Source organism: Micromonospora sp. NPDC005173 (assembly GCF_040608515.1).
Taxonomy (GTDB): Bacteria; Actinomycetota; Actinomycetes; order Mycobacteriales; family Micromonosporaceae; genus Micromonospora.
In genome coordinates this window covers 39,645-60,199 of record NZ_JBEXIK010000040.1, presented here as the reverse complement: position 1 = coordinate 60,199, position 20,555 = coordinate 39,645, and the positions used below count along the sequence as shown (strand labels likewise).

Annotated in this window: 19 protein-coding genes; 7 read left to right on the top strand and 12 right to left on the bottom strand. The window is 73.5% G+C overall.

The features are described 5' to 3' along the window. Positions 1 to 489 precede the first annotated feature (489 nt). Positions 490 to 3,342, top strand: coding sequence for an aconitate hydratase (locus ABZV00_RS29910; protein ID WP_355612221.1), 2,853 nt, complete (start codon positions 490 to 492; stop codon positions 3,340 to 3,342). 81 nt (positions 3,343 to 3,423) lie between these two features. Here ABZV00_RS29910 and ABZV00_RS29905 read toward each other — a convergent pair whose 3' ends face one another. The 9 genes from ABZV00_RS29905 to ABZV00_RS29865 all read right to left on the bottom strand — a co-directional run bounded on the left by ABZV00_RS29905 (position 3,424) and on the right by ABZV00_RS29865 (position 13,232). After that, entirely contained in the window at positions 3,424 to 4,638 is a 1,215-nt protein-coding gene (locus ABZV00_RS29905) for a sigma-70 family RNA polymerase sigma factor (protein ID WP_355612236.1), read from the bottom strand. 95 nt (positions 4,639 to 4,733) lie between these two features. Next, positions 4,734 to 5,069 carry a YciI family protein gene (locus ABZV00_RS29900; RefSeq protein ID WP_355612218.1) on the bottom strand — a complete coding sequence of 112 codons (336 nt, stop codon included), beginning with the start codon at positions 5,067 to 5,069 and terminating at the stop codon, positions 4,734 to 4,736. A 96-nt stretch (positions 5,070 to 5,165) separates the two neighbouring features. Then, positions 5,166 to 5,777, bottom strand: a complete 612-nt coding sequence (locus tag ABZV00_RS29895; protein WP_328418715.1) for an ATP/GTP-binding protein — start codon at positions 5,775 to 5,777, stop codon at positions 5,166 to 5,168. After that, positions 5,758 to 6,144 carry a DUF742 domain-containing protein gene (locus ABZV00_RS29890; protein ID WP_328418716.1) on the bottom strand — a complete coding sequence of 129 codons (387 nt, stop codon included), beginning with the start codon at positions 6,142 to 6,144 and terminating at the stop codon, positions 5,758 to 5,760. The genes ABZV00_RS29895 and ABZV00_RS29890 overlap by 20 nt, the downstream gene beginning before the upstream one ends. 5 nt (positions 6,145 to 6,149) lie before the next feature. Continuing rightward, positions 6,150 to 6,569: a roadblock/LC7 domain-containing protein gene (locus ABZV00_RS29885; RefSeq protein WP_355612215.1), complete on the bottom strand. Its 420-nt coding sequence runs from the start codon at positions 6,567 to 6,569 to the stop codon at positions 6,150 to 6,152. 89 nt (positions 6,570 to 6,658) lie between these two features. Continuing rightward, positions 6,659 to 9,235 (bottom strand): nitrate- and nitrite sensing domain-containing protein, encoded by a 2,577-nt coding sequence (locus ABZV00_RS29880; protein ID WP_355612212.1) that lies wholly within the window; start codon positions 9,233 to 9,235, stop codon positions 6,659 to 6,661. A gap of 124 nt (positions 9,236 to 9,359) precedes the next feature. Next, on the bottom strand, positions 9,360 to 10,988 hold the full coding sequence (locus ABZV00_RS29875; RefSeq protein WP_355612209.1) for a prenyltransferase/squalene oxidase repeat-containing protein: 1,629 nt from the start codon (positions 10,986 to 10,988) through the stop codon (positions 9,360 to 9,362). Continuing rightward, complete coding sequence (locus tag ABZV00_RS29870) at positions 10,981 to 11,898, bottom strand: terpene synthase family protein (protein ID WP_355612206.1); 918 nt, start codon at positions 11,896 to 11,898, stop codon at positions 10,981 to 10,983. Before ABZV00_RS29870 ends, ABZV00_RS29875 begins: the two co-directional genes overlap by 8 nt. After that, on the bottom strand, positions 11,895 to 13,232 hold the full coding sequence (locus tag ABZV00_RS29865; protein ID WP_355612233.1) for a cytochrome P450: 1,338 nt from the start codon (positions 13,230 to 13,232) through the stop codon (positions 11,895 to 11,897). The genes ABZV00_RS29870 and ABZV00_RS29865 overlap by 4 nt, the downstream gene beginning before the upstream one ends. A gap of 455 nt (positions 13,233 to 13,687) precedes the next feature. Between ABZV00_RS29865 and ABZV00_RS29860 the strand changes: the two genes are divergently transcribed. Beyond that, positions 13,688 to 13,936, top strand: a complete 249-nt coding sequence (locus ABZV00_RS29860; RefSeq protein ID WP_355612203.1) for a DUF2630 family protein — start codon at positions 13,688 to 13,690, stop codon at positions 13,934 to 13,936. A gap of 49 nt (positions 13,937 to 13,985) precedes the next feature. Here the strand turns inward: ABZV00_RS29860 and ABZV00_RS29855 are convergent, their stop codons facing one another. From ABZV00_RS29855 to ABZV00_RS29845, 3 genes are all read right to left on the bottom strand, one after another. Beyond that, positions 13,986 to 14,918 (bottom strand): RIO1 family regulatory kinase/ATPase, encoded by a 933-nt coding sequence (locus tag ABZV00_RS29855; protein WP_355612200.1) that lies wholly within the window; start codon positions 14,916 to 14,918, stop codon positions 13,986 to 13,988. A gap of 220 nt (positions 14,919 to 15,138) precedes the next feature. Next, positions 15,139 to 15,783: an HAD family hydrolase gene (locus tag ABZV00_RS29850; protein ID WP_328418723.1), complete on the bottom strand. Its 645-nt coding sequence runs from the start codon at positions 15,781 to 15,783 to the stop codon at positions 15,139 to 15,141. Positions 15,784 to 15,848: 65 nt separating this feature from the next. Next, the gene (locus tag ABZV00_RS29845) at positions 15,849 to 16,709 is read right to left on the bottom strand and encodes a carbon-nitrogen hydrolase family protein (RefSeq protein ID WP_328418724.1); all 861 of its coding nucleotides are present in this window, start codon (positions 16,707 to 16,709) and stop codon (positions 15,849 to 15,851) included. Between the two features lie 90 nt (positions 16,710 to 16,799). On the opposite strand from ABZV00_RS29845, the gene ABZV00_RS29840 reads away from it, so the two are divergent. The 5 genes from ABZV00_RS29840 (at position 16,800) to ABZV00_RS29820 (ending at position 20,519) form a co-directional block, all read left to right on the top strand. Next, the gene (locus tag ABZV00_RS29840; protein WP_328418725.1) at positions 16,800 to 17,372 is read left to right on the top strand and encodes a helix-turn-helix domain-containing protein; all 573 of its coding nucleotides are present in this window, start codon (positions 16,800 to 16,802) and stop codon (positions 17,370 to 17,372) included. An 87-nt stretch (positions 17,373 to 17,459) separates the two neighbouring features. Further along, a complete protein-coding gene (locus tag ABZV00_RS29835; protein ID WP_355612195.1) occupies positions 17,460 to 18,374 on the top strand; it encodes a TIGR04222 domain-containing membrane protein in 915 nt (304 codons plus the stop codon). Further along, positions 18,371 to 19,189, top strand: a complete 819-nt coding sequence (locus ABZV00_RS29830; protein WP_355612193.1) for a DUF692 domain-containing protein — start codon at positions 18,371 to 18,373, stop codon at positions 19,187 to 19,189. Before ABZV00_RS29835 ends, ABZV00_RS29830 begins: the two co-directional genes overlap by 4 nt. Continuing rightward, complete coding sequence (locus tag ABZV00_RS29825) at positions 19,186 to 19,773, top strand: hypothetical protein (protein ID WP_355612190.1); 588 nt, start codon at positions 19,186 to 19,188, stop codon at positions 19,771 to 19,773. The genes ABZV00_RS29830 and ABZV00_RS29825 overlap by 4 nt, the downstream gene beginning before the upstream one ends. Next, the gene (locus tag ABZV00_RS29820) at positions 19,758 to 20,519 is read left to right on the top strand and encodes an SDR family oxidoreductase (RefSeq protein WP_355612187.1); all 762 of its coding nucleotides are present in this window, start codon (positions 19,758 to 19,760) and stop codon (positions 20,517 to 20,519) included. The genes ABZV00_RS29825 and ABZV00_RS29820 overlap by 16 nt, the downstream gene beginning before the upstream one ends. The last annotated feature ends 36 nt before the right edge of the window (positions 20,520 to 20,555 follow it).

The following is a 20,555-nucleotide window of genomic DNA, read 5'->3' as shown; positions in this document are numbered from 1 at the left end:
GCCGACTGGATCGCCACCCGCGGCTACGCCACCAGCTGACCTGAAGCAACCAACAACGAAGGGCCGGACCCCCACCAGGGGTCCGGCCCTTCGTCGTCGTTCGGGTCAGGGTCTTCTACCGGCGCGGACCGGGTCGGCGTCCGGCATCGGCTCGGCCGCCGCGAACCGACGGGCCTGTCGGCGGAGCCACCAGCTACTGGCGAAACGGCGAGCACCCCAAGAACCAGCCCAGCCCAGCCGCCGGCGGCGTGGCCAGCAGGAACCGGCCCAGCGGTGCGAATCCAGCTCGCGCGGCCTGAGGCACGCTCGGCAGGGCGTCCTAGGAGGCTAGGGGTAAGGCTGGTGCCGAAGGGGTCGGCGCTGGGTTGCATATCTAGCAAGACGGACGTACGGTTTTGTTGAGAGCGGAATCGGCGGTAAGTGTTACCTAACCTCGGCGGCACCCCGGCCGGTGCGACACACTGCTCAGGACTACTCACGGTCGCTGGTGTGAAGGAGTACGACGTGGCGAGCCTCGACACCTTCGGTGCGAAGACCCAGCTACGCGTCGGAGACGCGAGCTACGAGATTTTCCGGATTGACAAGGTGGACGGCCACGACCGGCTGCCGTACAGCCTGAAGATCCTGCTGGAAAACCTGCTGCGGACCGAGGACGGCGCGAACATCACCGCCGACCACATCCGCCAGCTCGGCGGGTGGGATTCCACCGCGGCCCCGAGCGTGGAGATCCAGTTCACCCCCGCGCGGGTGCTGATGCAGGACTTCACCGGCGTGCCCTGCGTGGTCGACCTGGCCACCATGCGCGAGGCGGTGCGCGACCTGGGCGGTGACGCCACGAAGGTCAACCCCCTCGCCCCGGCCGAGCTGGTCATCGACCACTCGGTGATCGCCGACCTGTTCGGCCGCGCGGACGCCTTCGAGCGCAACGTCGAGCTGGAGTACGAGCGCAACAAGGAGCGCTACCAGTTCCTGCGCTGGGGCCAGACCGCGTTCAACGAGTTCAAGGTCGTCCCGCCGGGCACCGGCATCGTGCACCAGGTCAACATCGAGTACCTGGCCCGCACGATCATGGAGCGCAACGGCCAGGCGTACCCGGACACCGTGGTCGGCACCGACTCGCACACCACGATGGTCAACGGCCTGGGCGTGCTGGGCTGGGGCGTCGGCGGCATTGAGGCCGAGGCCGCCATGCTCGGGCAGCCGGTCAGCATGCTGATCCCCCGCGTGGTGGGCTTCAAGCTGCACGGCGAGATGCCGGCTGGCACCACTGCCACCGACCTGGTGCTCACCATCACCGAGATGCTGCGCAAGCACGGCGTGGTCGGCAAGTTCGTCGAGTTCTACGGCCCCGGCGTGAGCGCAGTGCCGCTGGCCAACCGCGCCACCATCGGCAACATGTCCCCCGAGTACGGCTCCACCGTGGCGATCTTCCCGATCGACGCCGAGACGGTCCGCTACCTGGAGCTGACCGGCCGGGACGCCGCGCAGGTCGCGCTCGTCGAGGCGTACGCCAAGGAGCAGGGCCTCTGGCACGACCCGGAGGCCGAGCCGGAGTACTCCGAGCGCCTGGAGCTCGACCTGAGCACCATCGAGCCGTCCCTGGCCGGCCCGAAGCGCCCGCAGGACCGGGTGCCGCTGGGCTCCGCCAAGACGCTGTTCCGCTCGGCGCTGACCGACTACGTCGCCGACGACTCCGCCGGCGAGCGCGACCTCAAGCCGGGCGTGGCCCGCGAGCAGCTGCCGATCGGCGCCAACGGTCCCGCCGACGAGGCCAGCGCCGAGTCCTTCCCGGCCAGCGACCCGCCGGCCAACGAGTTCAGCGACCCGGCCGACGAGCCGCGCGACCTGGAGACGGCGGCGGTCGGCTCCGGCGGGCGGGCCACCGACCCGGTCCGGGTCACCGGCGCCGACGGCGTCGAGTACGAGCTGGACCACGGTGCCGTGGTGATCGCCGCGATCACCTCCTGCACCAACACCTCCAACCCGCAGGTGATGATCGGCGCCGCGCTGCTTGCTCGCAACGCGGTGGAGAAGGGCCTGACCCGCAAGCCGTGGGTCAAGACCACGCTGGCGCCCGGCTCCAAGGTCGTCATGGACTACTACGAGCGGGCCGGTCTCACCCCGTACCTGGACAAGCTCGGCTTCAACCTGGTCGGCTACGGCTGCACCACCTGCATCGGCAACTCCGGCCCGCTGCCGGAGGAGGTGTCCGCCGCGGTCAACGAGAAGGACCTCGCCGTCGTCTCGGTGCTGTCCGGCAACCGGAACTTCGAGGGCCGGATCAACCCGGACGTCAAGATGAACTACCTGGCGTCTCCGCCGCTGGTGGTCGCGTACGCGCTCGCCGGCACGATGGACATCGACCTCGCCAACGAGCCGATCGGCGAGGACACCGAGGGCAACCCGGTCTTCCTGCGCGAGATCTGGCCGAACAGCGCCGAGATCCAGGACGTCATCGCCCAGGCGATCGGCGCCACCGGGTTCAGCGCCGCGTACGCCGACGTCTTCGCCGGCGACGAGCGGTGGCAGTCGCTGCCCACCCCGACCGGCGACACCTTCGCCTGGGAGAACGACTCCACCTACGTGCGTAAGCCCCCGTACTTCGAGGGCATGCAGCGCGAGCCGCAGCAGGTCGTCGACATCTCCGGCGCGCGGGTGCTGGCCAAGCTGGGTGACTCGGTGACCACCGACCACATCTCGCCGGCCGGCTCGATCAAGGCCGACTCCCCGGCCGGGCAGTACCTCGCCGAGCACGGCGTGCCGCGCCACGAGTTCAACTCGTACGGCTCCCGCCGGGGCAACCACGAGGTGATGATCCGGGGCACCTTCGCCAACATCCGGCTGCGCAACCAGCTGGTGCCCGGGGTGGAGGGCGGCTTCACCGTCAACCACCTCACCGGCGAGCAGGCCTCGATCTACGACGCCTCGGTGGCGTACCAGGAGGCCGGCATCCCGCTGGTCGTGCTGGCTGGCAAGGAGTACGGCTCGGGTTCGTCGCGGGACTGGGCGGCCAAGGGCACCATGCTGCTGGGCGTCCGGGCGGTCATCGCCGAGTCCTACGAGCGGATCCACCGCTCCAACCTGATCGGCATGGGCGTGCTGCCGCTGCAGTTCCCGCTGGACACCACCGCGGAGTCGCTCGGCCTCACCGGCACCGAGACGTTCACCATCACCGGGGTGACCGCGCTCAACGACGGCGAGGTCCCGCGCACGGTGACGGTGACCACGGACACTGGCGTCGAGTTCGACGCGGTGGTCCGGATCGACACCCCGGGCGAGGCGGACTACTACCGGCACGGCGGCATCCTGCAGTACGTGCTGCGCCGCATGATCGCCAACTGACGTACCGACGTCACCAGGGCCCCTGACCGCCGCGAGCGGTCAGGGGCCCTGCCGCGTTCCGAGCCCGCGCGGCGCGGCGGGCTACGGTGCGAGCTCGACGGCCCGGCCCAGCAGGGCCCGGCGCTCGGCGGCGGAGCCCACCGCCGCCGCGGCCCGCCGGAACAGGGTGGCGGCGTGCAGCCGGTCGCCCTGCCGAGCCACCAGGTCGGCCTCCACGGCGACGGCCAGCGGGTGGTCGTCCAGGCCACCCCCGGCGCGGGCCGCGTCGAGCACCGTCAACCCGGCGGCCGGACCGTGCGCGTAGCCATGCGCCACCGCGCGGTTCAGCGCGACCACCGGCGAGGGGCGGATCCCGGCCAGCGCGTCGTAGGCCCGCGCGATCGCCGGCCAGTCGGTGGCCTCGGCGGAACCGGCGGTGGCGTGGCAGGCGGCGATCCGCGCCTGCCACGCGTACGGCCCGTCGTGGCGTACCCGGGCCAGCGCGCCGAGCCCTTCGGCGATCGCGGTGTGGTCCCACCGGCGGCGGTCCTGCCGATCGAGGGTGAGCAGGTTGCCGGCGGCGTCGCGGCGGGCGTCCCGGCGGGAGTGCTGGAGCAGGAACAGAGCCAGCAGCGCGGCCACCTCGGACTGCTCCGGCATCAGCCGGTCGAGCAGCCGGGCCAGCCGGATCGCCTCGTCGGCGAAGGCCGGCTCGCCGTCGGCTTCGTAACCCCGGGTGAAGAGCAGGTACAGCACGGCGAGCACTCCGGGCAGCCGCTCGGCCAGCGCCGGCCCGTCCGGCACCCGGTACGGGATGCCGGCCTGCGCGATGCGGGTCCGGGCCCGGGTCAGCCGTCGGGTCATCGTCGACTCGCTGACCAGGAGGAGTCGGGCGATGGCGGCGGTCGGCACGCCGCAGACCGTGCGCAGCGTCAACGCCACTCGGGCCTCGATCGCGAGCGCCGGATGGCAGCAGGTGAAGATCAGTTTCAGCCGGTCGTCCACCACGTCCCCGCCCACGCTCGGCTCGGGCTGCCCATCGGCCGGCGTGAGCACCGCCAGGTCGTGCAGCTTGCGGCGCTCGACGGCGGCCCGACGCAGCACGTCGACCGCCCGGTTGCGGGCCACCGTCATCAGCCAGCCGCCCGGGTTGGCCGGCACGCCGTCGCCGGGCCAGCGCTCCAGGGCGACGGCCAGCGCCTCCTGGGCGCAGTCCTCGGCCAGCGCCCAGTCCCCGGTCACCCGGATCAGGGTCGCGACGATCCGGGGGTACGCCTCGGCGCTGGCGGCCGCGACGGCGTCCGCCGCCGCGACCACCCCCGTGCCGGTCACCCGGCCGGCGCTCACGTGCCGCTCACCGGTCGGCGCTTCCGATCCGGTCACCGGCCGTCGCTTCCGATCCCTTCACCTGGCTAGGCGGAGAGGTCGATGAGCGGGCGCAGTTCCAGCCGGCCGTGGCGGGCCATCGGGTGGGTGCGCGCCACCTCGATCGCCTCGTCCAGGTCGGCACAGTCGAGCAGGTCGAAGCCCACGATCACCTCCGTGGTCTCGGCGAACGGTCCGTCGGAGACGAGCAGTTCACCGCCGCGCACCCGGACCGTGGTGGCCGCCGTGGTCGGCGCCAGTTCGTTGCCCTGGAGGCGGCGACCACGGGCATCGTTCTCGGCTACCCACGCGTGGATGTCCGGTACGTCGGTCGGGTCGGTGTCCGGCTCGGTGTCGGTGCAGACGAACATCATGTACTTCATCTGGGCGCTCCCTGGGTGTGTCCGGGTATCGCCAGCATGACGAACGGCCGCGGCCGTTCCGGACACCGGGTGCCGGGAAATCTCGCCGGCCGTCGGTCAGTTCGCGCCGGCGGCGCGGCGGCGGGCCTCCCGGGTCTTCATGGCGTGCTCCATGAGCGTCACGAGCACCTCCTTGCTGGACTCGCGCTGGCGGGCGTCGCAGAGCAGCACCGGCACCCCCGGGTCCAGGTTCAGCGCGGCCTGGACCTCGTCGAGCCGGTACTGCCGGGCTCCCGCGAAGCAGTTCACCGCGACCACGAACGGGGTGCCCCGGCCCTCGAAGTAGTCGATCGACGGGAAGCAGTCGGCCAGCCGACGGGTGTCGGCCAGCACCACGGCGCCGATGGCACCCAGCGCCAGCTCGTCCCAGACGAACCAGAACCGGTCCTGCCCGGGCGTGCCGAACAGGTAGAGCACCAGATCGTCACTGATGGTGATCCGGCCGAAGTCCATCGCCACGGTGGTGGTGGTCTTGCCCTCCACCCCGGACAGGTCGTCGATGCCGACCCCGGACTCGGTCAGCACCTCCTCGGTGCGCAACGGTCGGGTCTCGCTCACCGCGCCGACCATGGTCGTCTTGCCCACACCGAAGCCACCGGCGACCAAGATCTTGATCGCGGTGGGCAGTGGGGGCGCTCCCGCCGGCCGGTCAGAGTGCCCGTAGTCCATTGATTACCGCCTCGAAGATGCTGTTGTCGGGAAGACCGGCCGTGGTCTGCGGCTCGCGGACCTGCACCAGGCTGCGAGCCGCCAGGTCACCGAGGAGCACCCGGATGGTGCCCACCGGCAGGTCGAGATGGGCGGCGATCTCGGCGACGGACTGAATGCGCTGACACAGTCCGACGATCGCCAGGTGCTCCGGACCGAGACCGACCTCCGGTGTGACGTCGGCTCGGGTCGCGGTGACCAGGGAGATGAGGTCGAACGTGCCGGTGATCGGGCGCGCCCGTCCACGCGTCACCGCGTACGGGCGCACCACCGGGCCCGCATGGTCATCCACCCACTGATGGTCCGCGGATTCTCCCTGCACCGTCATGGCCGCTACTTCTCGCCGGCCGGCTGATCGACGCGGGATGGTGAGGCCACGTACTTGCCGACCCGGGTGACCAGCATCGCCATCTCGTAGGCGATCAGGCCGACGTCGGCGTCCTCACTGGCCAGGACCGCCAGGCAGGCGTTGCGGCCGGCCGCGGTGACGAACAGGAAGGACGACTGCATCTCGATGATGGTCTGCTGCACCTGCCCGCCGCCGAAGCGCTTGCCGGCACCCCGGGCGAGGCTCTGGATGCCGGCCGCCATCGCCGCGAGGTGCTCGCCGTCGTCCCGGCTCAGCCCCTGCGAGGAGGCCATCAACAACCCGTCGGTCGAGAGTGCGACCGCATGCTCGGCCTGCTTCACCCGGCCCACCAGATCATCCAGCAACCACGTCAGGTCGGCACTCGAAGCCGTCTTCTGGCCCACTCGTCGTCCTCTTCTCCCCCGGCTGTTGTCGCCGTGCTCGTCTGGGGCTGACCGTCACACCGCGCGGAAACCCGCATCATCGGCGCCGGTCAGGTAGCTTGCGGTTCCTCGTCGGTCGGCTCGGGCGTCGCCGCCGGCGGCGCGCCGGACGCGCCGCCGAGCAGTCGCGCCGCGTCGGTCCGACCGCGCTGGGTGCCGGTCTGGTAGGAGCTCATCATCCGGCGCACCTGCTCGGGCGGACGCGCCACTTCCTCGTCGTCGGCGGTCTCCGTCGCCGCCGGGTCGTCGCGCAACTCGGGCACGATGTTCGCCTGCCGGATCCGGACCGGCAGGCCCGAGTCGGTCCGGTCCGTCTCGGCCCGGACCGGCGCCGGTCCCCCGTCGCCGTCCGCGCCCGGTGTGCCGGCGCTGTCCGCCGGCCCGGCGCGGTCGAGCGCGGGCAGGCCGGTGGGCATCGTCGGGCCCTCCAGGGCGGGCTGGCCCAAATCGCGGCGTGCCCGGCTGGGCAGCTCCGGCGTTGCGGTCGCGGGCGTCGTCCGCTGTCGGGTGGGCAGGGAGGCCACCTCGGTGCCGTCGGCCTGCACCGTCGGGGTGCTGGTGTCGGCCGCCCCCGGGGTGGCCGGGGTCACCGGCTCCGGTACGTCCGGCGTCGCTGGCGCGGCGGCCAACGCGATGGGCGCGACGAGGGCCGGGCGGCCGGTACCCGCAGGGCCGGCGGTCGGGGCGGAGGGCAGCGGGATGGCCGGTGACCCGGTCTGGAACGAGTCGGAGTCCTCCGGGCTCACGCCGTTCTCGGTGACCAGGTCCACCGGGATCAGCACGACCGCGGTGGTGCCGCCGTACGCCGACTCCTTGAGCCGTACCCGCACGCCGTGTCGTTCGGTCAGCCGGCTCACCACGTAGAGCCCGAGGCGGGCGGCGTTGGCGAGGTTCAGCTCGGACTGGTCGACGATCCGGTGGTTCGCCGCGGCCAGGTCCTCCTCGCTCATGCCGAGACCCCGGTCCTCGATCTCGATGGCGAACCCGTTGGCCACCAGCTGGCCGCGAACCTCCACTGTGGTGTGCGGTGGGGAGAACGACAGGCCGTTCTCGATCAGCTCGGCGAGCAGGTGGATGATGTCGCCGACCGCGCGGCCGGCGAGCGAGACCGGCCCGAGCGGCAGCACGTTGACCCGGGTGTAGTCCTCCACCTCGGCCACCGCGCCGCGCACCACGTCGACCATCGGCACGTTGCGCCGCCAGGCCCGGCCCGGGGTGGAGCCGGAGAGCACGATCAGGTTCTCCGCGTTGCGCCGCATCCGGGTGGCCAGGTGGTCGACCCGGAACAGGTCCTCCAACTCCTCGGCGTCGTGTTCGCGCCGCTCCATCGCGTCCAGCAGGGTGAGCTGGCGGTGCACCAGCGCCTGGGTGCGTCGGGCCAGGCTGAGGAAGACCTCGCGGACGTTGCGACGCAGGTCGGCCTGCTCGACGGCGGTACGCAGAGCGGTCTCCTGGACCGCGTTGAACGCCTTGCCGACCTGGCCGATCTCGTCGGTGCCGAACTCCAGCGGAGGCGCCTCGGTGGCCACGTCGACCTCCTCGCCACGGCCGATTCGCTCCACCACCCGGGGCAGCCGCTCGTCGGCGAGCTGCCAGGCGGCCTGGCGCAGCCGGTCCAGCTGGCGCAGCAGGGTCCGGGCCGTGGTGATCGAGACGACGACGGAGGCGATGACGGCGAGCAGGCCCAGGCCGGTGGCGAGCACCAGCCGGACGACGACCATCACGGCGACGCCGGTTGCCCGGCCCACGATGCCCTCACCGCCGGCGACCACCGCTTCGTTCACCTCGGCCAGCGCCGGCTCGACGGTGCCGCGCCACTGCTCGGCGCTGATCGGCAACTGGGTCGCGGGGCGTCCCTCGCGGATGATGCTGTCCTGCACGGCGCGCAGCCGGGTGAACGCCTCCCCGTCGACGAGCTGCTGGTAGCGGCGCTGGTCGGCGTCGCCGAGCCGGGCCCGGGTCTCCTCGCCGAGGAAGCGCTCGGCGCCGACCAGGGCGACGTACCGGGCGTACTCCGGTCCGCTCATCCGGCCGTTACCGAACAGGCCGCTGAGCAGAGCGTCCTCCTGGGAGATCAGCTCCTTCGTCCGGTTGAGCTGGATCAGGGCGGCGGCTTCGCCAGCGATCGTCTTGTCGTCCAGGCTGCCGGTCACGTCGTAGATCTTGAAGATCGACTCGATCGCGTCGGTGTAGGCGGCGGCGGCGGCGATCCGGTCGATCTTGCGGCCCAGCACCTCGGCGCGGGTCTGCTCAAGCGCGTCGATCCGGGCGATCGACGTGGCGAGCTGGGCGTCGAGCGCCGAGCTGCCGGCCACGTCGACCTGCCAGTTGCGGGCCGAGGCGGCGAAGTCTCCCGCCAGCTGCGCGGTCTTGCGCTGCTCGGCCTCCAGCGCCGCCCGCTGTTCGGCGTCGGGGTTGCTCAGGTACGCCTGGGTCAACCGCCGCTCCAACTGGAGCTCCTGGAGCAGCGGTTCACTCGGCGCATAGACCTTGCTGTTGAGCAACTGGACACCGAGCAGGTTGAAGCCGTCACGCAGGGTCACCCACGCCGCGAACATCCAGAGCGCGACAAGGGAGAGGAGCAGGGCGACGACCTTGGTGCGGATACTCGTACCGCGAGAACGCATTGAACCGTCCCAGGCAGGGCGTTGACTCAGCTCATCAACGGGTGATCATGGAGGGCGATGTCCCACCGCAGCGGGGCATACGGGGCTGAGGCTCTGCGTACGCTAGCAGTGTCCACACAACCCCTCAAGTTGTTGTTTTTGTTGCCCGGTAACCACAATCCACCACCGAATGACCGAGACCCGTGGCGCGGATGGCGGCCAGCCGGCAGGCGGCCAACACCGCCGAGCGGACGATGGCGGTAGGACAGTAGAGCTCCTTGCCGTACCACAGTGGAGGGTGCTCCCGGGTGGCCGGTTCGTGCAGGTAGGAGTGCCCACGGGCCAGCGCGTCGTCGACCCGCGGCACCGCCGTCGGTGCCGCCAGCAGGACCTGCAGGGCGTACGCCGTCTCCTCGGCGGTGCCGACCCACCGCCCCCACGAGCCGTCGGCGCGCTGGGTGTCCAGCACCCACCGGGCCGCTCGGTCCACCGCCTCGGCCGCCGCCGCGCCCCGGCCGAACTCCACCAGTGCCTGCACGCAGCAGGCGGTGGCGTAGTACGGCGAGGCGTGCCATCGGTCCTGCCAGCCGCCATCGGCGCGCTGGCGCCCGGGCAGCACGACACTGAGCCGGTCGACCGCCCTCCGGTACCGCGCCTCGGCGTCCGGGTGCGCGGCCAGGTGCTGGCCGAAGGCGTCCAGCACGTGCGCGTTGGTGGTGACCGAGAAGCCGTCCTCACCCGGCCAGGTGCAGAAGCCGTCCGCCGTCTCGTACGCCCACAGGCTGGCCGGATCGGCCGGGCGGCCGAGCCGGGCCAGCGCGTCCAGCGCCACCGAGGTGGTGTCGGCGTCGGTCGGCAGGCCGGCACCGGTGGCGATGCCCTCGGCGCCGGCGGCCCCGGTCAGGCTCTCCAGCACGGCGGCCGGCGGGTTGACCGCGACACCGGCGCGACACAGTCCACTGAGCACCCAGGCCCGCTCGAACACGGTGATCGGGGCCGGGCAGGGCACCGGGCCGCCACCGTCGCGGATCAGCTCCCGCAGGAAGGCGTGCGCGGCGGGGCCGGCGTCCGGGCCGGCCGTGGTCAGCCAGGCCGCGGTCGCGGCGGGTGACGCGCCCACGGCGGTGAGGCTGGGCCCGGCGTCGGTCGGCGTCGCGTCCAGCACCTCGTAGAAGTGGGCCAGTTTCGGCGGCAGCGGCGCACCGGCGGCCACCGCCGTTCGCACCGCGAGCAGTCGGTCCGGGCCCAGCCCGGCGGGCAGCCCCAGCGGTGGGCGGGGCAGCCGATCCGCGGTCGCCCGGTCCAGCCCGGCCAGCCGCTCGTTGATCGAGTCGACCAGCGCCGGGACGATGAGGTCCAGCGCCGGGGTGTCCGGCAGGACCCGGGCGTCGCTAGCGAGCAGGGTGCGGGTGAGCGCGCCCAGCCCACGCGCCACCGGGGCGAGCAGGTCCGTTCCGGCCCGGCCGTCGGCCAGCGCGGCGAGCAGCGCGTCGGTGGCGCTCAGGGTGGGCACCAGGGCGTACCCCTCGGGTGGGCCCCACGCGCCGTCCGGGCGCTGGCCGCGCAGCAGGAACCCGATCCGCTGGTGGTGCCCCGCCAGCCAGGGGGCGTCGGCGACCAGCCGGCCGGTCTCGTACACCGAGGAGGCGACCTGCCCCCAGGGCCGCAGCGCCAGGCCGGCGATCAGCTCGCGGGCGGCGTCCGTGGCCGGGTCTGCCGCCGGATCGCCGCCAGTGGCCCGGTCGTCCAGCACGCGGTACGCGCCGTCACTCATCGCGCACCCCCCAGAAGTCCGACACCTGGTAGAAGCCGCCGGTGAAGGAGATCTGCCGGTGCAGGTAGTCCGCCTGGCGCGGGCAACGCTCGCCGAGGGTGGCCAGTTCCGCCCGGGACCGGGTGGTCAGCTCGGCCAGCCGGGTGTGCACCTGCGCCGGGTCGGCGACCAGCAGCAGCGCGTTCAGGTCACCCCACTCGGTGTCCCGGCCGTGCGTGGCCAGGTCGTTGACCAGCCGCAGTACCTGCTGCACGCCGCGCCCGACGGCCAGCAGGTCGGTCAGCTGGGCGAGGGTCTCGTCGTCGCCGGTGGCGATCCAGTGGGTGACGTTGACGAAGGAGCAGGCGAGGTTGTCGGCATTGTCCAGGTAACCGTCCAGGTCCGGCAGGCGCTGCCCGGTGGCCGGGTCGGTCGGCAGCTTCTTCCAGTCCCACTCGCGGGCCACGGCGGCGAGCATCCGGGCCAGTTCGTCGCGCCAGACCGGGCGCAGCCGGGCGAAGGCCGGCACGGCGGCAAGCTCGTCGCGCAGGTCGGCCAGCAGCCGCGCCAGGTGCCGTCCCGGTGGTGGGGTGCCGCCGTCGGCCACCGCCAGGCAGTCGGTCACCACCGCCCGGACGTCGTCCGCGGACTTGGCGAGGTAGTCGACCTGCCAGTCGGCGGCGAAGACCCAGAGCAGGGTACGGGTGGTGATCCGCAGCTCGGCGGCGGTGTGCCAGGGCGCGGTGAAGGCGATCGCGGTGGCCACCGAGCTGAGTAGCGCCGGGTCGAACGGCCCGGCCTCGAACAGCTCGGGGTGGGCGGCGGTGACGTCCTGCAGGTCGCGTACGCCCCGCACGGCGAGGGCGCTCACCCTGCCCTGCTCGGCGACGGCGTCCAGGTCGGCCCGCACCGGCCGCGGCGCCCCCGTCACGATACGACCGGGCGCTCGACCGGGGTCAGGATCAGCTCGGCTCGCTGCTTGGGTTGCAGGGAGGCGCCCATCCGGGGCGTCAGGTCGACCGGGTGGCGCAGCCGGAAGCGGTAGCGGCTCAGCACGGTGCTGACGATGAGCTGCGCCTCCAGCAGGAACAGGTACTGCCCGAGGCACTGGTGCGGGCCGCCGCCGAACGGGAAGTAGGAGTAGCGATAGGGCCGCCGGGGCCGCTCCGGGTCGAACCGCTCCGGGTCGAAGAGCTCCGGGTCGTCCCAGAACGTCGACATCCGCTGGGTGACGTACGGGCTGACCAGCACGGTCCCACCGGCCTTGATCCGCACCCCGCCCAGCACGTCGTCGCCGACCGCGGTCCGCGGGATCATCCAACCGGCCGGGTAGAGCCGCAGCATCTCGTCGAGCACCATCCGGCCGTAGCGCAGCTCGGGCAGGTGCTCGCGGCGGACCTGGTCGCCGCCGACCACCCGCTCGATCTCGTCGGTCATCAGTTCGGCCACGTCGGGCCGGGACGACAGCACCGGCCAGAGCCAGGAGAGCAGGGCGATGGTGGTCTCGGTGGCGGTGGAGAACATCGCCACCACGTCGCCGCGGATCGCGTACTCGTCGGGGACCTGGCCGTCCGCCCGGGGCCGGCAGAGGGTGGAGATGATGTCGTCGCCGTCGGTGGGCCGGGCCCGGGCTTCCCGGATGATCGGCAGCACCACCTCGTCGATGGTCCGCACCGCCTCGCGGAACGGCCGGTCGCCGGGCATCGGCACCGAGTACGGCACGAAGGGCACCAGCAGGCGCGGGAGCATCGCGGTGGTGACGGTGTCCAGTGCGGCGCTGATGCGCAGCGCGTCCGGCACCGAGATCCGGTCGGCGAAGAGCACCCGCATGGTGGTGCGCAGCACGATCCGGGTCAGCTCGGCGCCGCCGTCGATCGGGCGCCCGTCCCGGGCCGGCTCCAGCCACTCGTCGACCGCCTCGTTGATCGCCTCGGCCATCTTGTCGACGAGCGTCTCGGCGCGCTTGGCGGTGAACAGCGGTTGCAGCGCGCCCCGGCTGGACTCCCAGACCTCGCCCTCGGCGACCAGGATGGCGTCGCCGACGATCCGGCGGACCGGCCGCCAGAGCAGGCCGTCCCCGTCGCGGGTGTAGTTGGCAACGTTGTCCCGCAGCACCCTCTGCAGGTGCTCCGGGTGACTGACCAGGTAGGGGCGAAACGAGCCGAGGTTCAGTCGGACGACTTCGCCGCCAGCGGCGTCCGCGAAGCCGACCAGTGCGCCGAGCGGGTCGCGGACCATCGCAGGCAGGACGCGGCGCAGCGGGATCGTCCGGGGTTCGGTGCTGACGGGGGCGGGGCCGGCATCGGACACCTGGGACATCGAAACCACGTCTCCTCGTCGTACCGCCGGCCGCAGCGGTCCACTTCGGCCGGTCGGGACTGTGGAACTTTCACCTTCTGGGCGACGGAAGCATCTCACCAAAAGCGGGGCACCTCCAGACCTGCGGCCAGTGAGATTCCACCGCCACGCCAGACCTCCGTCGATGGCACAGCCCTCGGTCAGTCCTGAGTGGATAGTCAGGAGAGGCTCCGGCGCAGGTCGGGACGTGACCCACCCTGGCGGCCTGGTCGCGCCGGTCCGGTCGCCCCGCACCGCCGGGCGACCACGACACCGGGACGGCGGCACGACGTCGCACCGGCCGTGCCCGCGCCGGTGAGCGGGGACGCACCGGTACCCCCGAATCCGGGCGATGCCGGGCACCCTGTGCCAGGCTCTGTGGCATGGACGACAAGACCATCCTGAACCGGATCTCCGAGCTGGTCGACGAGGAACACAAGCTGCGCGCGGCGGCCCAGGCCCACGAGTCGGGCACCGAGGGCGAGGCCAGCGAGCGGCTGCGCAACCTGGAAGAGTCCCTCGACCAGTGCTGGGACCTGCTGCGCCGCCGCCGGGCCGCCCGGCAGACCCACGGCGACCCGGATTCCCAGGGAGAACGCCCCAAGCCCGCGGTGGAGCGCTACCTGCAGTGACCCGCGCGGGCGGGTCGGACGGCCGACCCGGCCGTCCGACCCATCCCGGTCAGCGGACGCCCGCCTCGCGCAGCAGCTCCCCGGTCAGCACGCCGGGATCGGCCTGCTCAGCCGGCAGCCCACGGGCCACGAACCAGGCGCCCACGACCCGCACGTCGCGGGCCAGGAACTCAGGCCCCTGCGGGTTCGCCACCACGTCGACCACCTGCGGCAGGTCGATCACGACCAGCCGGCCCCGGTGCACGAGCAGGTTGTACGGCGACAGGTCGCCGTGCGCGTAGCCGGCCCGGGCCAGCACCCGCAGCGCCTCCACCAGTTGGGCCCAGAGGTCGCGCAGCTCGGCCGGGCCGGGCCGCAGCTGAGCCAGCCGGGGCGCGGCCTGCCCCGACTCGGCGTCGCCGACGAACTCCAGCATCAGCTCGGTGCCGCGTAGCTGCACCGGGTACGGCACGGCGATCCGGTCGTGCCCGGCGCCGATCTCCCAGAGCCGGGCCAGCGCGGCGAACTCGGCCGCCGCCCACTGCCCGGCGATCATCTGTCGGCCGAACGCCGTCCGGCCGGCCATCGCCCGGTTCTCCCGGGAACGGCGCACCCGGCGGCCCTCCAGGTAGCCGGCATCCCGGTGGAACAGCCGGTGCTCGGCGTCCCGGTACCGCTTGACCGCCAGCAGGCAGGAACGGTCGGTATCGGGCACCGCCCGGCGGACCAGGTGTACGTCCGCTTCCTTGCCGGTCTTCAGCACACCCAACTCGATGTCCTTGGCGGCCAACTCGGTGATCAGCCAGTCCGGGTACGGCTGCGGACCGTGCACGGCGTCGTCCCAGGACGACCAGCGCTCGCCGGTGTCCGGGTCAGGTTCGCCGTCCGGGTCGACGGGCGGCTCGGCTGGCCGCCCGCGCTTCAGAAACTGCGGTTCGTCGTCGTCAAAGCGGCTCTTGCCGCGGCTCCGGCGCTCCAGCGCCGGAAGGTCATGATCGCGCACTGTGGTGAGGTTCCCTTGGTCGAGGCTGATGAAGGCAGCTGGAAGCGACCTGCGAAGACGGCCATGACCGACCCCCTCTCCTCGACCGGGCGCACGCCCGGGTGCACGATGCGCCGACAATGCTCGCTGCCGCCCCGGCAGCCGGTCAACCGAATTATTCGAGCGCCGCTGCCGGCCGGCGCGGTCCCGAGCGGCGGCAGAACGCGCGGCCGGCGACCCGTCAGCCGGCGAGCACGGTGGCCACCGCGGCGATCAGCCCGTCCACGGTGCGGCTCGGCGCGAACCTGACGTCCGTCCAGGTACGCCCCCGGTGCAGCCAGACGCTGGGCAGCCCGACCGCGGCGGCACCGCCGATGTCCGCCTCCGGACTGTCACCGACCACCCAGGCGCCACGCAGCGGCATCCGGACCCGCTGCGCGGCGAGCGCGAAGATCCGCGGGTTGGGCTTGCTGACCCCGGCCTCCTCGGAGATCACCCAGTCGGCGACGTAGCGGTCCAGGCCGGTCTGGCGGATCTTGGCGTCCTCCACCCGTACCGTGCCGTTGCAGACCACCACCGGCACCCAGCCGGCGTCGTCGGCGATCCGCAGCGCGCAGGCGGTCAGCGGATCGAGCCGGGTCTGCGCCACCACCCCGTCGTGCAGCTCCTCCACCAGGTCGATCGAGGGGATGCGCAGCTCGTAGCGGTCCCGGATGGCGTCGGCCAGATCCCAGCGATCGGTCAGCCCGTCGGCGTCGATCGAGATCAGCCAGTCGATGTCGGTGGAGGGCGCGCCGACGCCGTCCAGGAAGCGCTGACCCCAGCGGCGGAACGGCCCGGCCCGATCCAGCAGGGTGTTGTCCAGATCCAGCAGGAGCAGTGGCACTCGGGCACCCTACGGGACCCACGTGTCCGCCAACAGATCCGGCCGGTATCGACCTGACGACGGGCTCAACCGGGCAGCGACACCCGCGGGCCGCCCTGGTGCGGCAGCCGATCGGCGAGCATCGAATGAGCCGCCCGGGTGGCCGCGAGCTCGGCCGGGTCCAGGGTCGCCACCAGTACCGAGGTGCCCTCGTCGGCACCCCGGGCCAGCACCCGTCCCTGCGGGTCGTAGATCGCCGCGCCGCCGTTGAACCGCCACGGGTCGGCGCCCCCGACCGCGTTGGCGAAGACCACGAACATGGTGTTGTCCAGGGCACGAGCGGCGTAGTACAGGTCCCGGCGGTGCGCGGAGCCGGCCAGGTAGCCGCTGGGGCACAGGTAACCGTGTGCGCCATCGAGGGCGGCGGCGCGGGCGTGCTCGGGGAAGCAGCCGTCGTAGCAGATGCCCAGGCCGAGCCGCCAGTCGTCGACGAGCAGCGTGGCACCCCGCCCGCCGGGGCTGAACAGCTCGCGTTCGTCGCCCCACAGCTGCTGCTTGTCGTACCCGACGCGGACCGCGCCGGCACGGTCGACCACCAGCGCGGCGATGGTCCGCCGGCCGTCCGGGTGCCGGGCCGCGGCGCCGACCAGCACGGTGACGCCGGCCTCGCGCGCCGCGGCGCGCAGCGGGTCGAGCCGGGGGTCGGCGACCATTCCGGCCGGGTCGACCGCGACGTCGGTGCCGGCCGGGTCGGCGGCGAGGGCCGGCGGGTGGTACGCGCAGAGGTACAGCTCGGGCAGGACGGCCACCCGGGCGCCCTGCCCACCGGCCCGGCGGACCAGGTCGGCGGCGGCGATCGCGTTGCCGGCGACGTCGCCGGGCGTCGGCGTTGCCTGGACGGTGGCCACGGTCAGCGGAGCGGCGGGCACGGTGCGGGGCGGGGTCACCGGGCGATGGTAGCGGTGACCCGCACCGGCCGGTATACCAAGCCGTACGTACGGTTTGCATCACCGGGGGTGACCTGCAACGATCGACGCGTGCCCAGAGTAAGCCAGGATCAGCTCGACGCGCGCCGGCAGGAGATCCTCGCCGCCGCGCGCGCGTGTTTCGCCCGGCACGGTTACGAGGGGGCGACCGTACGCCGCCTCGAGGAGGCCACCGGGCTCTCCCGGGGCGCCATCTTCCACCACTTCCGGGACAAGGACTCGCTCTTCCTCGCCGTCGCCGAGGACGACGCGGCGGCCATGGTGGAGACGGTGGCCCGCAACGGTCTGGTGCAGGTGATGCGCGACCTGCTGGCCGGCGCGGTCTCCCCGGACACCACCGGCTGGCTCGGCAGCCAGTTGGAGGTCTCCCGCCGGCTGCGCACCGACCCGGCGTTCGCCAAGCGCTGGGCGGAGCGGTCCGCCGCGATCGCCGAGGCGACCCGGGACCGGCTGGCCCGCCAGCGCGACGCCGGGGTGCTGCGCGAGGACGTACCGATCGACGTGCTGGCCCAGTTCCTGGAGCTGGCCTACGACGGCCTGGTGCTGCACCTGGCGATGGGCCGGCCGGCCGGCGACCTGGGGCCCGTGCTTGACCTGGTCGAGGAGGCGGTCCGCCGCCGCTGAGCGGTCCCGCCGCAACACCGGGGCGCCGACCGTGGCGGCGCTGCTCCACAATGGGGCCGCCGATCCCTCCGGCGACAGGAGCAGCCGATGACCAACCTCGCCGCGTCGGGCGACACCTGGGGCATCCCCGGCCCGACCTTCCTCCGGCTCTACCTCGTGGCGACCGCCGTCATGATCGCGCTCGCGGTGTGGCACCGGGTCCGCCGGCCAGCCAACGCCCCGGACACGGTGTCAGGGCCGCTCAGTCCCCAGGAGGCCGCATACCTCAACGGTGGTCCCCGCCTCGCGGTGCACGCCGCGGTCGGTGGCCTGCGCGGTGCTGGGGCGATCGGCGTCGGCCCGGACCGCCGGCTGCTCGCCACCGGCTCGGCGCCGACCGGCCTCACCCCGCTGGACCAGGCGGTGTACTGGGCCGTCCATCAGCGCGCCCGAGCCGGTGAGCTGCCCCAGGACCAGCGGGTCCGTACCGCGCTCAACCAGCTCCGCACCGGTCTCGAACAGCGTGGACTGCTGCTCAGCGACGAGCGGCGGGCCGCCTCCCGGCACTGGACCCTGGGCCTCGTCGGCCTGCTGGCGATCGGCGGGTACCGGCTCTTCGCCGGGCTGTCCAACGGGCGCGCGGTGGGCTACCTGGTGCTCACCATGGTCGCGATGCTGCCGGTGCTGCTGGTGCTGTGGCGGGCGCCGGTACGTACCCGGGCTGGTCGCGCCGCGCTGCGCGACCTGCGCCGCCAACACACCCACCTGGGCCCCGCCTCGTCCCCCGCGTACGCCACCTATGGCGCGGCCGGCGCCGCGATGGGCGTGGCCCTGTTCGGCACCGCCTCGCTCTGGGCACTCGACCCGGGCTTCGCCGAGCAGGCCGAGATCCAGCGCCAGGCGGCGTCCGGCAGTGGCTGGTCGTCCGGCTCCAGCGGCGGGGATGGCGGCGGGGACAGCTCCGGCGGCGGCAGCTCCTGCGGGGGTGGCGGGTGCGGTGGTGGCGGCGGGTGCGGCGGATGACCGGCCCGTCCGGCGTCGGCATCGGCTGGCGTCCGGAGATCGCAGGCTTCGTGGCCGAGCTGCCCGGGCTGCGCTTCGTCGAGGTGGTGGCCGAGTCGGTTTCCGCGACCGGGCCCCTCCCGCCGGGCCTGGCGCAGCTGCGCGAGCGCGCGGTGACGGTCGTACCCCACGGGGTGCGGCTCTCCCTCGGCGGCACCGAGCCGGTCGACCCCGCCCGGGTCGCCCACCTGGCCGCGGTGGCGCAGCGGGTCGACGCCCCGCTGGTCAGCGAGCACATCGCCTTCGTCCGGGCCGGCGGCCTGGAGGCCGGGCACCTGCTTCCGCTGCCGCGCAGCCGGGAGGCGGTCGACGTGGTCTGTGCCAACGTGGCCCGAGCGCAGGCCGAGCTGCCGGTGCCGATCGCCCTGGAACCGATCGCCGCGCTGGTCGACTGGCCCGACGACGAGCTGGACGAGGGGGACTTCCTCACCGAGATCCTGGACCGGACCGGGGCGCTGCTGCTGCTGGACGTCGCCAACGTGTACGCCAACGCCCGCAACCGGGGCACCGACCCGCTCGCGCTGCTGGACCGGCTGCCACTGGACCGGGTCGGATACGCGCACGTGGCCGGCGGCGCCGAACACGGCGGTTTCTACCACGACACGCACACCGACGCGGTGCCCCCGGCGGTGCTGGAACTGGTCGGCGCGCTCTGTGCCCGGCGGCGACCGCCGGCGCTGCTGCTGGAGCGCGACGGCGGGTACCCACCGGCAGCGGAGCTCCGCGCCGAGCTGGACGCCCTGGCCGCCGCTGCGGGCTTCCCGGCCGTGACATGACCGGCGCGTCCTCGCCCGCCGACACCGGTCCGTCGGTGGCCGGTGACCGCGCGAGCGACGCGCGCGCCGGCCGGCTCGCCGAGCGACAGGCGGAGCTGGTCGCGGCGCTGGTCGCCGGAGGTCCGTCGCCGGAGGGGTTCGCGCCGGCGCCGTTGGCCGCCACCCGGGCGGCGCTGCTGCGTAAGCGGGCTGGCGAGGTGGCCCGGCACTGGCCGCTGCTCGCCGCCGGCCTCGGCGCCGGGTGGTCGTCGACCTTCGCCGGCTGGGCCGCCGGCCGCCCCACCGCTGGCTCGCTGCGGGATGGTTGGGACCTGGCCCGGGCGCTGCGCGAGCGCGGCGCGCTGCCCCCGGCGGGCGCCGAGGAGCTGGCTGCCCGGGAAGCCCGTCTGCGCTATGACGGGCGCCGGGCGCCGAGTCCGCGCCGGCTGCCGGCGATGGCCCGCGCCGGCGGCGCCGTGGCGGTGCAGATCGCCGGCCGGGTACGCCTGCTGCGCCCCGCCCCGCGTCCACCGGCGGCACAGCCCGCCGCCGATGGCGACGGCGCACCGGATGCGGCAGGATCGGCGGCATGGATCTCGGACTGACCGACCGGGTGTACGTGCTCACCGGCGCCTCCCGCGGCCTGGGCTACGCGACGGCGCAGTGCCTGGTCGCCGACGGGGCCCGGGTGGTGCTCTCGGCCCGGGACGCCGACGGGGTGGCCGCCGCCGCACAGCGGCTGGGTGGACCGGAGCGGGCGGTCGGGCTGACCGCCGACCTGGCCGACCCGGAAACCCCCGATCAGCTCGTCGCGGCGGCCCGGGAGCACTTCGGTCGGCTCGACGGCGCACTCATCTCGGTCGGCGGCCCGCCGCCCGGCAAAGCCGCGTCGGTCACCGACGAGCAGTGGCGGCACTCCTTCGAGACCGTCTTCCTGGGCACCGTCCGCGCGGTACGCACGGTCGCCGGCGCGCTGCCCGAGGGCGGCGCGATCGGGCTGGTGCTCTCCACCTCGGCCCGCGGGCCGGTGCCCGGCCTCGGCATCTCCAACGGCCTTCGGCCCGGTCTGGTCGGGGTCGCCAAGGACATCGCCGACGACTACGGCCCACGCGGCGTACGGGTGGTCGGCCTGCTGCCCGGCCGGATCCTGACCGATCGCAACCGCGAACTCTTCGCCGCCACCGGCGACCCGGAACGGGCCCGCGCCGAGGCGGAGGCCAGCATCCCGTTGCGGCGCATCGGCGACCCGGCCGAGTTCGGCCGGGTGGCCGCGTTCGTGCTCTCCCCCGCCGCGAGCTACCTGACCGGCCTCACCGTGCCGGTCGACGGTGGCGCGCTGCGCGGGCTGTGACAACCGGCGCGGGCCGCCGGGCCCCGGCCGTGCCGC

Bases quoted from the DNA above. Each gene is read 5' to 3' on its own strand.
- ABZV00_RS29900 (WP_355612218.1), bottom strand. From the start codon at position 5,069: ATGAAGTACATGATGTTCGTCTGCACCGACACCGAGCCGGACACCGAC.
- ABZV00_RS29895 (WP_328418715.1), bottom strand. From the start codon at position 5,777: ATGGACTACGGGCACTCTGACCGGCCGGCGGGAGCGCCCCCACTGCCC.
- ABZV00_RS29890 (WP_328418716.1), bottom strand. From the start codon at position 6,144: ATGACGGTGCAGGGAGAATCCGCGGACCATCAGTGGGTGGATGACCAT.
- ABZV00_RS29880 (WP_355612212.1), bottom strand. From the start codon at position 9,235: ATGCGTTCTCGCGGTACGAGTATCCGCACCAAGGTCGTCGCCCTGCTC.
- ABZV00_RS29875 (WP_355612209.1), bottom strand. From the start codon at position 10,988: ATGAGTGACGGCGCGTACCGCGTGCTGGACGACCGGGCCACTGGCGGC.
- ABZV00_RS29860 (WP_355612203.1), top strand. From the start codon at position 13,688: ATGGACGACAAGACCATCCTGAACCGGATCTCCGAGCTGGTCGACGAG.
- ABZV00_RS29835 (WP_355612195.1), top strand. From the start codon at position 17,460: ATGACCAACCTCGCCGCGTCGGGCGACACCTGGGGCATCCCCGGCCCG.
- ABZV00_RS29830 (WP_355612193.1), top strand. From the start codon at position 18,371: ATGACCGGCCCGTCCGGCGTCGGCATCGGCTGGCGTCCGGAGATCGCA.
- ABZV00_RS29825 (WP_355612190.1), top strand. From the start codon at position 19,186: ATGACCGGCGCGTCCTCGCCCGCCGACACCGGTCCGTCGGTGGCCGGT.
- ABZV00_RS29820 (WP_355612187.1), top strand. From the start codon at position 19,758: ATGGATCTCGGACTGACCGACCGGGTGTACGTGCTCACCGGCGCCTCC.